The organism is Enterobacter cloacae complex sp. P1B (assembly GCF_014982345.1).
Classification (GTDB): domain Bacteria; phylum Pseudomonadota; class Gammaproteobacteria; order Enterobacterales; family Enterobacteriaceae; genus Enterobacter; species Enterobacter bugandensis.
This window is the reverse complement of record NZ_JADCLF010000014.1, coordinates 168,482-181,049: the sequence shown is the minus strand read 5'-3', so window position 1 is coordinate 181,049 and position 12,568 is coordinate 168,482. Positions and strand designations below refer to the sequence as shown.

14 protein-coding genes are annotated in these 12,568 nt (G+C 52.4%); 5 read left to right on the top strand and 9 right to left on the bottom strand.

Going from position 1 to position 12,568, the window contains the following annotated elements:
• Positions 1-2: 2 nt before the first annotated feature.
• From INF77_RS18035 to INF77_RS18015, 5 genes are read left to right on the top strand one after another with little or no spacing between them, the layout of a single operon-like run.
• Positions 3-416 (top strand): phage GP46 family protein, encoded by a 414-nt coding sequence (locus tag INF77_RS18035; RefSeq protein ID WP_193532522.1) that lies wholly within the window; start codon positions 3-5, stop codon positions 414-416.
• Positions 409-1,488 carry a baseplate J/gp47 family protein gene (locus INF77_RS18030; protein WP_193532521.1) on the top strand — a complete coding sequence of 360 codons (1,080 nt, stop codon included), beginning with the start codon at positions 409-411 and terminating at the stop codon, positions 1,486-1,488. The genes INF77_RS18035 and INF77_RS18030 overlap by 8 nt, the downstream gene beginning before the upstream one ends.
• Positions 1,488-2,075 (top strand): YmfQ family protein, encoded by a 588-nt coding sequence (locus INF77_RS18025; protein ID WP_041910491.1) that lies wholly within the window; start codon positions 1,488-1,490, stop codon positions 2,073-2,075. The genes INF77_RS18030 and INF77_RS18025 overlap by 1 nt, the downstream gene beginning before the upstream one ends.
• The gene (locus INF77_RS18020; protein ID WP_193532520.1) at positions 2,062-3,423 is read left to right on the top strand and encodes a hypothetical protein; all 1,362 of its coding nucleotides are present in this window, start codon (positions 2,062-2,064) and stop codon (positions 3,421-3,423) included. Before INF77_RS18025 ends, INF77_RS18020 begins: the two co-directional genes overlap by 14 nt.
• Positions 3,420-3,959 (top strand): tail fiber assembly protein, encoded by a 540-nt coding sequence (locus INF77_RS18015; protein ID WP_193543098.1) that lies wholly within the window; start codon positions 3,420-3,422, stop codon positions 3,957-3,959. Before INF77_RS18020 ends, INF77_RS18015 begins: the two co-directional genes overlap by 4 nt.
• 7 nt (positions 3,960-3,966) lie before the next feature.
• On the opposite strand, the gene INF77_RS18010 is transcribed toward INF77_RS18015, so the two are convergent.
• From INF77_RS18010 to INF77_RS17965, 9 genes are all read right to left on the bottom strand, one after another.
• Entirely contained in the window at positions 3,967-4,926 is a 960-nt protein-coding gene (locus INF77_RS18010) for a glycosyltransferase (protein ID WP_193532518.1), read from the bottom strand.
• A 114-nt stretch (positions 4,927-5,040) separates the two neighbouring features.
• Positions 5,041-5,637 (bottom strand): Rha family transcriptional regulator, encoded by a 597-nt coding sequence (locus tag INF77_RS18005; protein ID WP_193532517.1) that lies wholly within the window; start codon positions 5,635-5,637, stop codon positions 5,041-5,043.
• A 644-nt stretch (positions 5,638-6,281) separates the two neighbouring features.
• Positions 6,282-6,734, bottom strand: coding sequence for a DUF3828 domain-containing protein (locus tag INF77_RS17995; protein ID WP_028013673.1), 453 nt, complete (start codon positions 6,732-6,734; stop codon positions 6,282-6,284).
• A gap of 1 nt (position 6,735) precedes the next feature.
• Positions 6,736-7,095, bottom strand: a complete 360-nt coding sequence (locus tag INF77_RS17990) for a CHAP domain-containing protein (protein ID WP_150144189.1) — start codon at positions 7,093-7,095, stop codon at positions 6,736-6,738.
• A gap of 161 nt (positions 7,096-7,256) precedes the next feature.
• Positions 7,257-7,973 carry an ABC transporter ATP-binding protein gene (locus INF77_RS17985; RefSeq protein WP_045631541.1) on the bottom strand — a complete coding sequence of 239 codons (717 nt, stop codon included), beginning with the start codon at positions 7,971-7,973 and terminating at the stop codon, positions 7,257-7,259.
• Positions 7,970-8,845, bottom strand: coding sequence for an ATP-binding cassette domain-containing protein (locus INF77_RS17980; protein ID WP_193532515.1), 876 nt, complete (start codon positions 8,843-8,845; stop codon positions 7,970-7,972). Before INF77_RS17980 ends, INF77_RS17985 begins: the two co-directional genes overlap by 4 nt.
• Positions 8,842-10,116: a high-affinity branched-chain amino acid ABC transporter permease LivM gene (gene livM / locus INF77_RS17975; RefSeq protein ID WP_193532533.1), complete on the bottom strand. Its 1,275-nt coding sequence runs from the start codon at positions 10,114-10,116 to the stop codon at positions 8,842-8,844. The genes INF77_RS17980 and livM overlap by 4 nt, the downstream gene beginning before the upstream one ends.
• A gap of 11 nt (positions 10,117-10,127) precedes the next feature.
• Positions 10,128-11,042, bottom strand: a complete 915-nt coding sequence (locus tag INF77_RS17970) for a branched-chain amino acid ABC transporter permease (protein WP_028013668.1) — start codon at positions 11,040-11,042, stop codon at positions 10,128-10,130.
• 99 nt (positions 11,043-11,141) lie between these two features.
• Positions 11,142-12,263, bottom strand: a complete 1,122-nt coding sequence (locus INF77_RS17965) for a branched-chain amino acid ABC transporter substrate-binding protein (RefSeq protein ID WP_193532514.1) — start codon at positions 12,261-12,263, stop codon at positions 11,142-11,144.
• Positions 12,264-12,568: the final 305 nt, after the last annotated feature.

The following is a 12,568-nucleotide window of genomic DNA, read 5'->3' as shown; positions in this document are numbered from 1 at the left end:
TCATGATCCTCTATGTTAACGGGCTTCTGAAGGAGTCCACGGATCCGCTCGACCTTTTAACACGTTCTGTCGTTATTTCTCTTTTTTCGTGGCGGCGTGCTGAGCGTGACGACCGGACACCAGAACCTTATGGCTGGTGGGGCGATACCTGGCCGACGGTACAGAACGACCGGATCGGCTCCCGTCTGTATCTGCTGAAACGCCGGAAACTCACCAACAAAACACCTCAGGATGCCCGCGAGTATATGCAGCAGGCGCTGGAGTGGATGACCGAGGACGGCGTGGCCGCACGTGTTGACGTAACCGCAGAACGTACCGGGATCGATACGCTGGCGGCGGGGATAACTATCTACCAGCGTGACGGCACCATTCACAACATTACCTTTGATGACATCTGGAGTGAACTCGATGGCTGACAGTCAATTTTCACGGCCTGAACTCCCGCAACTGATAGCCACCATCCGCAGCGATTTGATGACGCGCTTCCAGGAGGATGTGCTCTTACGCCGGATGGATGCGGAAGTGTACGCGCGGGTTATGGCCGCATCCGTTCATACTCTTTACGGCTATATCGATTATCTGGCGCGCAATATGTTGCCTGATTTATGCGATGAGGACTGGTTATACCGGCACGGCAGAATCAAGCGTTGTCCCCGTAAGGATGCCGTTGCCGCATCGGGCTATGTGCGCTGGGATGGAATAAGCGGAACGCCGACGCTTCCCGCCGGTACGCAAATCCAGCGTGATGATCAGGTGACCTTTACCACCACGCAAACTGTGAAAGCAGCAGGTGGCGTGTTGCGCGTGCCGCTGGTGGCGGATAACCCCGGAGCTGCAGGAAACACCGATGACGGCATTGCCTTACGCCTGGGCACGCCAGTTAGTGGCATCCCGTCAACGGGGTACGCCGACACGGTGGCAGGCGGCGATGACATTGAAGAGCTGGAGACCTGGCGCGCCCGCGTGATGGAACGCTATTACTGGATCCCCCAGGGCGGTGCTGATCCGGATTATGTCATCTGGGCAAAAGAGATTGCGGGTATCACCCGGGCGTGGACTCTCCGACACTATAAGGGGACCGGAACCGTAGGCGTCATGGTGGCAACCGGCGACCCGACGCACCCGGCACCGGGCGATGACCTGGTTCAGGCTGTCCGTAACCATATCCTGCCGTTGGCACCCATTGCAGGCGCAGGCCTTTTCGTTTTCGCGGCCACGGAAAAAGTAATTCCGATGACGATCGCGCTGGCAAAAGATACCGCAGAAATCCGCGCAGCCGTATCCGCGGAGCTGAATTCACTGATGCTGCGCGACGGTGTTCCTGACGGAAAAGTGTACCTGTCACGCATCAGCGAAGCGATAAGCCTGGCAACAGGGGAGGTTGCTCACCAGCTGCGTGCGCCGGTTGCAGACGTTGCGCTGGGATCTACCGAACTGCCCGTTGTTGGCACCATCACCTGGGCAACCTATACGGAGGCGAGCAGCTGATGGCAATGCAGGATGAATATGAGCAGCTACTCTACAGGCTGCTTCCGCCTGGCCCGGCATGGGAGGGTGAGATCCCGTTAATTGAAGGCCTTGCCCCGTCGCTTACGCGCGTGCATCAACGTGCCGATGCGCTGATGAAGGAAATTGACCCGGCGCAGACAACAGAGTTGATTGACCGCTATGAAACCGTCTACGGCCTGCCGGACTCCTGTACCCCTGACGGGGTGCAATCGCTGGTCCAGCGTCAGCAACGTCTGGATGCAAAGGCCAACGTGGCGGGCGGTATCAACGAACAGTTCTACCGTAACCAGCTGGACGCGCTGGGTTATACCACCGCAACGATTGAACAGTTTCAGAACCTCGACAGCAGCCCTAACCCGGAATGGGGGGAATTCTGGCGCTATTACTGGCGTGTGAATATCCCGGCTGACGCCAACGTTAACTGGCAGACCTGCACCAGTGCGTGTAACTCCGCTATCAGAACCTGGGGCGACACGGTCGCTGAGTGCGTAATAGAAAAACTTGCGCCATCCCATACCGTCGTCGTTTTTGCTTACCCGGAAGGAACAGACAATGCATCGAATTGATACACCCACGGCTCAGGCCGATAAATTTGGTCAGGGCAAAAATGGTTTTACAAATGGTGACCCGGCCACCGGCCGCCGTGCTACTGATCTGAACAGTGATATGTGGGATGCCGTTCAGGAGGAAATCTGTAACGCTATCGAGAAATCAGGCGCGGTGCTGAATAAAGGGCAACATGATCAGCTATATCAGGCTATCGTTAAGCTCATCACTGACCGTGTGCCTGATGCGCTTTTACGCAGCAAGAATCTTGCTGATGTGGTAGATAAAGCACTGGCGCGCTCGAATCTGGAGCTGGGAACCGCAGCTATTCGTAACACCGCTGACAACAGCAATAACAACGCTCTGGTGCCTGTTGGTTACAAGGGGAATTTTACAGCCGACTCTAATCACGGCGCGATTGATTTTGCGACTTACCCCTTTGTCGTCGGTGAATCATTGTTTATTGATACGCGTGGGTGTACCAATAACCCACCGTTCATTACGCAGGATTTTTATTATATAGATGTCGTGTGCGCCACCGGCCCCGCTCAGGGGGGGAGGGTAAACAGGCCGTTGATCCAGTTCGTCAGTTACACGAATTCGAAGTTGATCCTCGCCATTCGGGAAGATGATGGTACTACCATAGGCTGGCGCTATTTCAGGACGGTGCAATACGATTCTGATAATAATACGGTAACTATTCCGGGGGCGCTTAAGGCTGTCAATGGCGGTGCAGAGCTTTCACAAAATGCGATAAACATTCGTGGGGCAGGGAATAAACATCTCTGGTTTTTTAATGCTTCCGGTGCAGAAATGGGGCTCGTTTATGCCTCTGACGATAAAGTGCTTCATTTACGCGCAGCGCAGGGACCGTCAGTAGATATTCAGTCAAATGGAAATGTGATTGCGCCTAATTATCTTGAGGCTAAGGATGATATTCACTCAGGGAGGAATATCAGCAGCGTGGGGCTGATTCAGGCGGGGGCGGGCCTGTACGACACGCCAGGAGTGCGGGTGTACTCGCCCAATAACCCACCGCCACAACAGGATTTAAGCCCATACGCGCGACGTGACTCGATTACTACCGTTGGGCTTTCATCAAACAATCCTGCATACCCATATATGCGGCAGGAGTCTACAGGTGCAGTTATAGAACTTGCACCTCAAGACTGGGTTAGAGGTAATTTCCTGCAGGGTATGCGGTTAGGTGCTCAGGGAGCTGCTAACAATAATAATGGTGGATGGGCCGTTGCACCAAATGGTGCAGTTTTGACTGCATCATATCAAGATGCTAACTATACGGCGGTGTATTATAGATATCCACAATATAATCTAAATGGAACATGGTATAACACAGGTGCAATATGATGATTGCTGGTAAATTTACAAGATATATCCCTACAAGTGGAAAATTGTTGAAAGATTCTAGCGTTATAAAAAATCTCACTGGGATGGATGTTATTTTTCTGCAAAATGAACGAGGCGATGATTGGTATGAAATTCAATCGAAATTCTCACAAGAAACTATGAAAATAGTTTATGATGAAAATGGAATTATCACATCATACTCTCTCGATGCATCTTCACTAAATCCGATTGATTCTTATGTGGCGGAGATTTCTGAAACAGAATTTCCAGAGGGTATTGATATATTGGGTGGTTGGAAATTTGATGGGAAAAAACTAATTCAAATAAATCCTGACCCGTTGGATGAAATCAATAGTAAAAAAATTCGTTTGATAAATGAAGCTACAGCAGTTATAGCGACTTTACAAGATGCTGTAGATTTATCAATTGCAACCACTCAGGAAGTCGAAAGTCTACGTGAATGGAAAATATATCGGGTGCTTTTGAATAGGGTTGATCCAAACGAACCTGACTGGCCGTTAAAACCAACCCAATGAATGAAGGCTATTTTTTCCTAAATCGAATGATCGTATTTAGGTACAATGGTAATATTAATATTTGAACTTTACGAGATATCTTAAAGTTTCCAATGAAACTTAGCAAGGCACGGCGTAGTGCTTTCTGTTCTACGAAAGGAAGCTTTGCGCCTTTGTTTTTCACCAACATGTATTTGAGGAGATTGAATATTCTTTGCACGGTAGGGAAAAGGGCTCGTTTTATCTCTGCATTATCTTTTGCCTGCAGCGAAAGTAATTTTACTGCGTAAACTAAATCAACAATATCTTTTTGTCTGAAAGTTTGGGTTATACTTTTTTTATGATAGCGATACCAAATCAAGGATTTGTTAAGGCCATAGATAACTTTGCTATGCAAATATATGGCCGGGACTGTGCTCATATCTTCATAGAGTCGGCCTGTGGGAAATTGAATGTCAAATTCATGGAATAATGCAGTTTTATAAACCCTTGCCCATGGATACCACTTGGATCTTTTGAATGCTGGTGATAATTCTGCCACAGAGGCGATAACAACTCTTCCTGTGAAAACAGAACAATCTATATGTTCAACTATATTGGTTATTTTACCATCGAATTGTTCAGCGTTAAATTCTACTATATCGATTGTGGAGTCATTTATCAAAGGTAACACTTCAGCCCAGAAATCAGAGTGAAAAAAATCATCGGAATCTAACAAGGCTATATATTCACCTTTCGCAATTTTTATCCCTGCGTTCCTTGCGGCGGAAATGCCTGCATTATCTTGATGAATAATTGTGATGAGTTTATCTTTATATGTTTGTATAGTGCGTTCAATGATATCAGCGCTGTCGTCAGTAGAGCCGTCATTAACAACAATTAGTTCAACCGTATTCGACAAATAAGGAAGAATCGACTGTAGGCATTCAGCAATGAAATCACGTGAATTATAACATGGTACTATAACGCTTAACTTAACATTATCCATTCTAAATTTTGCTCCAAATTCACGCTTTATTGCAGAACATTCGCCAGTGCTTCATTATTGCTTAATGCTAACTGAGCAGCCTCGCAATATGCAATAGCGGGCTGCCCTGCGTGGTTAAGGTTGCAGCCAGCGATCACGTGCGCGCCGTGCTATGGCGATCATTTCCTGTATCTCGCCGAGCGTGAATTTTTCCGCTTCATCGCACGGCATAACCACATAGCCGGAACGTATCACGTGTTCCAGACATGAATCGGGGTTCATAACTACTTCACCAGGCATAAGAGGGTGGCAGGCCACGGGCAGGCCGTTTTCGAAATAGGTGATCACAGCATAGTTCGCCCGGCTGGTAGCAGCAGGGGTTATCTTGTGAAGTTCGGCTTCCATGGCATTGAACTTGGCGATGTATGCTTCCTTAAGCCTGGCGGCTTTCTTTCCAGTGAAACCCATCACCAAAAACATAAAGCCATCTTTGGTGATCAGGTAGCAGCGTGATTCACGTTCGGCACCGTTACCGACTTCGACTGTTTGGACATCGGCGCAAAAGTTCGCTGATGTAAATTCAGGCGAGCAATCAAGCATGTCAATTTTTCGCAGAACGTCTTTATGCTGCTTATCGAAATAGTCAGCGACGGATTGGGAGGTGGTGACTAGGCGGCCATCTTTGGAAAAAACTTTCGGGGCTTCGGTGGAAATTGCGATTGCTGTGTTCATGGGATATTCCTTTTCGGTTCGGATTATCACCACCATTGACGCCAATCAGAGAGGTGGTGAGACGTACAGGGTTGGCGTAACCGGGAAAAGGAACCGGCGCGGATTTCTCCGCCCCCGCACGCCCCACCATAATGCGAATGTGGCTGTGCGCACGACAATAAAAAAGACGCTGGCGCGTCTGTAGTCGCCTTTTCAATCCGGGACGCCAATCCCGACACCAGATTTTGCTGGTGCAGTGGAACTATAGCGCCGGACCGCAAAAATTGTCAAAATCTTTCCTAAGATAACTAGGCATGAACCGCGCCAGTTCTGGCTCTAACAAAACCATTATCTTAGGAAAAAATCAGCTAACTTACTGAAAAATAGATGTTCTGCAAGGGATTTAAAATCCCTCGGCGTTCGCGCTGTGTGGGTTCAAGTCCCACTCCGGGTACCATGGGAAACAAAGAATAATCAAAGCAATAAGCAGTGTCGTGAAACCACCGAAAGGTGGTTTTTTTGTGCCTGAAATCCACTTTCTTGCATCATTGTTATTATTCAGTTATTCAGTTATTCAGTTATCCAGAGCGAAGGTGTATTTGTCGGCGATACGACAGGGGTTCGCGAAGATGCATTGCATCAGTACCCCTGTCATATCGCCGATATCATTCTGCGCTCAGGTTGTCAGAAATATTCACGCTTGCCACGGACTGAACTTTCCATGCGCCATTTTCTTTGACCATGCAGTCAATCACGGTGTGATCCCGCTTTTTGCCGAATGATATATACACCTGCATGCATGCGGCATCGTAATCTAATGCTCGCGCACTGACGATGCCCCAGTCATCATCATATCCCTGGGCCTTTATGAACATATCGACGTCAGGCACGTCATATTCATCCGGATCCAGCTTATCCATGGCTTTGAGCTTGCTGATTGTTTCGCGGGTAACGTATCGGCTCAGCGCTTCATAGTTTTTTATTGGCTCTTTCCCGCTAAGAATCTGCGAGATGTACCACTTATTAAACTGAAGGGCGGCGGATGCCTCAGGGGGTAGCTTCTGTGCAGCTGATACGAGAGTGGGCAGAAGCAGGGCAGCAAGAATTATTTTTTTCATGTTAGTCATGCCTGTATATTGCATACGCTGGCTTTACTTCCCGGTATTCTTTTCCCGGATACATTGTTCGCTGAACAAAATCAGAGTACCAGACGCCGTTCCCGCTATAGATGCATGCATGGCCATAGGGGTGGTGGGCTGTAGGCTGGATCACTGCCACGTCACCCTCAACAGGCTCGCCGTAAATCTGATGGAAGCCAGCCAAAATCAAATTGCTTTTCATATCCTTAGCATAATGTGTGTTCTGCAGATTAGCACCGCCAGCGCGAATGGCTTTTGAAACAAATTCTGCACATCTTTTCTGGCTATGCTCGCCCGCATGCTGGCGGGCGTAAACTGCGGCTTTATGGGCACTCCACATAATTTAATCCCTTATAGAATTAATGGTTAACAAGGGAAACATTACGCCTGTAAGTTGCAGTTTTTTGTAAATAAGGGTGAGCGGAATTAAACCACTATCTGTTTGGATAATGGTGTTTGGTTAATCCATACGGCATCTTTATGCCCGCTATAGCGGGCGTTTTAATATCCGCCCAAATACGCCTTCCTCACCTCCTGATTTCCCAGCAGCTCCTCGCCGCTGCCGCTCAACCGGATCTGCCCGTTAACCATCACATATCCGCGGTCGGAAAGCTTCAACGCATGGTGTGCATTCTGCTCCACCAGAAAAATGGTCATGCCGTTGCGGGCCAGCTCGCGCAGCGTCTGGAAGATCTGTTTCACAACTATCGGCGCTAAGCCCAGGCTCGGTTCATCCAGCAACAGCAGCCTGGGACGGCTCATCAGCGCCCGGGCGATCGCCAGCATCTGCTGTTCTCCGCCGGACATGGTCATCGCGCGCTGCTTGCGCCTCTCCTTGAGGCGAGGGAACAGGTCGAACATGGTTTGCATATCTTCAGCCGCAAACCGGTTGCCGATGGGGATGGTTCCCATCAGCAGGTTCTCTTCGACGGTCATATCCGGGAAGACACGCCGGCCTTCAGGCGCCTGCGCAATGCCGCCGGAGGCGACGTAGTGGGTGGATTGATGGCTGATGTCGTCACCACTGAACAGAATCTGCCCGCTCCGGATGCGCGGCTGGCCAAAGATAGACATCAGCAATGTGGATTTACCCGCGCCGTTAGCGCCAATCAGCGCCACGGTCTCACCTTTATTGACCTCCAGTGAGACCTGCTTCAGCGCCTGAATGGCACCGTAGAACACATCCACCTTGCGAAATGCCAGCAGCGGTTCGGTCATAGGGACACCTCGCTTTCGTCCGTACCCAGGTAGGCAGCAATCACTTTTTCATCATGCTGGATATGTTCGGGTTTCCCTCTGGCAATCACATCGCCGTGGTCGAGCACGATAATGTCGTCCGAAATCTCCATCACCATCCCCATATCATGTTCAATCAGTAAGACCGTGATGTCATGACGATCGCGCAGGAAACGAATAATGCTGCTCAGCTTATGCGTTTCGACCGGGTTAAGCCCGGCGGCGGGCTCATCCAGACAGATCATCTCGGGCCCGGTACACATTGCCCGCGCGATCTCCAGACGCCGCTGCTGCCCGTACGACATCTCTCCCGCCAGGCGATTGGCGCACTCCACCAGGTCCACCACCTCCAGCCAGTAGAAGGCCCTGTCCAGGGCATCGCTTTCCGCCCGCCGATATGCCGGCGTGTTTAAGATCCCGGCAAGCAGATTGCGGTTAACGCGCATATGCTGCGCGACCAGCAGGTTTTCCACGACAGACATCTCGCGAAAAAGGCGGATGTTCTGAAAGGTGCGCGCCAGCCCGGCGCGGTTCACCAGGTGCGTTCCGCCAAACATTTTGTAGAACAGGCGCTGCCCGAACTGCGCGGGGTTAATCCAGTCGCCCGGCTGGAATTTTTGTCCGAGGACCTGAATAACGTTGGTCGTTTTAGTGCGGGTAGAAAATAAAATATTGCCGCCGGAGGCCTTATAGAAACCCGTCAGGCAGTTAAACACGGTTGTTTTTCCCGCTCCGTTTGGCCCGATAAGGGCGGTAATGGAGCCGCGCTGCACGTCCAGATTTACATCGTTAAGCGCCTTAATCCCACCGAAGTGCATCATCAGATGTTCCACGCGCAATATCGTCCCGTTCATGGCGCCACGCCCTTACGCACGGCAAACCCGCTGCGGTTAATGCGGATCAGGCCGCGTGGACGCCAGATCATCATCACCACCATCAGCATGCCAAACAGCAGGACGCGGTACTCCGCAAAACTGCGCAGCAGCTCCGGCGTTACCGTCAGCACGAAGGCGGCCAGCACCACGCCAAGGGTAGAGCCCATGCCGCCCAGCACCACGATGGCGAGGATCAGCGCGGATTCAAAGAAGGTAAAGGAGGTCGGATTCACAAACCCCTGATAGGTTGCGAAGAACACCCCGGCAATCCCTGCGGTCGACGCGCCCAGCGTAAAGGCGGAAAGCTTCACCAGGACGTGATTCAACCCCATCGAGCGGCAGGCAATTTCGTCTTCTCGCAGGGCTTCCCACGCCCGGCCAATCGGCATCCGCGTCAGGCGGTGTTTGACGTAGAGCACCAGCATCACCACCAGAAACAGTACCGCGTAGATAAAAATAAACTTCATGTTCGGGTTGTAGGTCAGGTGGAAAAACTCGTGAAAAGGCACGCCACCTTCTTTCGCGCGTCGTCCAAATTCCAGGCCGAAAAAGGTGGGGGGAGGGGCTGACACGCCGTTTGGCCCCCCCGTGAAGGTCAGCCAGTTGTTCAGGATCAGGCGAATGATCTCCCCGAACCCGAGGGTGACGATCGCCAGATAGTCGCCGTGCATGCGCAGTACCGGGAAACCGAGCAGGGCACCGGCGGCGGCGGCCATGATTGCCGCCAGCGGCAGCATGCTCCAGAAGCCTAACCCCAGATACTGGTATCCCAGCGCCAGACCGTACGCGCCAATCGCGTAGAAGGCGACGTACCCCAGGTCCAGCAGGCCGGCCAGCCCCACGACGATGTTCAGCCCCAGACCGAGAAGCACGTAGATCAGCCCGAGAATGGCGACGGTCAGTACATATTTGGTGGCGACAAACGGGAAGCAAACCGCAAGCGCAATCACCAGAGGAATAATCCAGCGCATGCGGCTTTTGTAGTCCGGTGGCCTAACATAGACGCCCGCGTTATCGGCTTCGAAGCGCGCCTGGAAACGAGCGCCCGCGGCGATACCCAAAAAAGCGCTCAAGAGAAAACGCCCCAGCATTACAATGCCGACCATCAAGGCCAGCCGTTGTCCGGCAAAGTTAAAGCTGTACCCGTCCAGCACCACGCCAGCAATCGGGCCGAAGATAATCAGGGCAATCAGCCCGGAAAAAATCGCGTCCAGAACGCAGCGCTTTAGAGAAAAACCGTGCGATGTCATCATTCTCTTCCTCACACTTTGGCCACAACCGGGCGCCCGAGCAGACCCTGGGGCCGGAAAATCAGGATCATGACCAGCAGGCCAAACGAGAAGACATCTTTATAATCCGAGTTCACCATGCCCGAGAACTGGGCTTCCGCGACGCCAAGGATAAGGCCACCGAGCATGGCGCCGGGCAGGGAACCGATACCGCCGAGCACTGCCGCCGTAAAGGCCTTAATGCCAATCACAAACCCGACGTAGAAATCAAAGGTGCCGTAATTCATGGTGATGAGTACGCCCGCCAGGCCGGCCATCGCCGCGCCGATAACAAAGACCAGGGAGATAATCCGGTCGGTGTTGATCCCCAGAATAGAGGCCATTTTGCGATCCTGCTGTACCGCGCGGCACATCCGCCCCAGCCGGGTATGGTTGATTATCCACGTAAGCACCAGCATGCCGGCAAACGAGGCGAGCAGAATAAACACTTTGGTGTAGGTTATCTGCACGAACCCGTCGCCAAGATGCAGTCGAATCACGCCGTCGAGCATGGTCGGCACCCCTTGCTGGCGCGGGCCCTGGCTCAGCTGGGCGTAGTTTTGCAGGATAAGCGACATCCCGATGGCGGAGATAAGCGGCGCCAGGCGCGTGGAGTTGCGCAGCGGCCTGTAGGCGATACGCTCGATAGTCCAGCCGTACACGCCAGTTACCGCGATGGTGAACACCAGCGTACCCAGAATCAGCAGGGGGAAGGACTCAAGCCCGAAGAAAGAGAGCAGCGCCAGACCAATGGCGCAGAGGTAGGCGGAAATCATATACACTTCGCCGTGGGCGAAATTGATCATCCCGATAATGCCGTACACCATGGTGTAGCCGATGGCGATCAGGCCGTAGACGGAGCCCAGCGTTAAGCCATTGACTAACTGCTGCAGGAAGAATGTACTCATCTTAGCGCGCTCGTTTTATAGGCTGCGCGAGGCGCGCAGCCTGATGTTTATTACGCGCCGACGGGCAAGCCCGCCGACGTTGAGCGTGACTCCGTCCCGTTACTGCACTTCCTTATATTTTCCCTTGTCGTCCCACTGGTAAACCACGTAGTCAGACACTTCCAGGTCGCCTTTGCTGTCCCAGGCTTTTTTGCCCATCACCGTGTCGACGGAATTGGCTTTCAGCCACTCGCTGGCTTTCGCGGAATCCTTGCCGCCGGTGGCCTTGAAGGCTGCGGCAATGGCCTGTACGGAGGCATAGGAGTAGAGGGTATAACCTTCCGGCTCGAATTTACCGGCGCGGAATTTGTCGATAACCGCTTTACCGTCCGGGATCAGGCGCGGATCTTTACCAAAGGTCATGTAAATGCCGTTGGTATATTGCGGGCCGCCCGCTGCCGTCACCATCTCTTCGTTGACAATGCAGTCGCCGGAGAAGAATTTCGCCTGCACCCCCTGTTCACGCATCTGGCGAACCAGCGGGCCAGCTTCCGGGTGACAGCCGCCGAAGAACACCACGTCCGGTTTTTGCGCGCCGATCTTCGTCACCAGCGCGTTAAAGTCTTTTTCACCGCGGGATAAACCTTCATACATCACATCCTTCACCCCGCGCTTCGCCAGCGCCGCTTTGGTGGCGTCTGCCAGCCCCTGTCCATAGGTGTCTTTATCGTGAATGATGACCACGCGTTTGGCTTTCAGCTTGTCGATAATGAAGTCGCTGGCGACCTGACCCTGCTGGTCGTCGCGGCCACACATGCGGAACATGTCGCTCATGCCGCGTTCGGTGATCTGCGGGTTAGTTGAGCCGGGAGTAATCGCGATGATGCCCGCGTCGCTATACACCTCGGAGGCGGGCATGGTGGAAGAGGAGCAGAAATGGCCGACCACGGCGTTGACCTTATCCTGGTCGACTAAGCGGTTGGCGACGGCCACCGCCTGCTTAGGCTCGCAGGCGTCATCCCCCTGAACCAGTTTGATCTTCTCACCGTTAATACCGCCTGCGGCGTTAATGTCTTCGGCGGCCTGCGTTGCGCCGTGCCAGTACTGATCGCCGTAGGTGGCATTAGGGCCCGTGAACGGTCCGGCGACACCGATCACGATATCTGCCCGGGCGGAAAATGCCGTTACCAGACAACCGGCCAGCACAAGAGAAACAGGCGTTTTGATAAATTTCAGCGACATTATTATGTTCCTTAGCAAAGAGGTTTTTGCACCACGGCGTAAGCCTGAACGCCCAGGGCGCAGCCAATCCAAAAACACGAGCAAGAACAAAATGCACTAAACGAACGGCATCCTGCGTGATACGGCGAGGTTTCCATGCGCAGCGTCGCGCGAAGAACAGCAAGCAAAAACGTTGCCAGAATGGTTAACCCCTTGACGGGGTTATGACATGTTTGAGTATAGAGCGCCGCGTTATCCCGCCCTGCGCCAGGAGAAGAATTTACAGCGGAGATCACACATCGTTAACAATAAAGCCCATAAGTTGT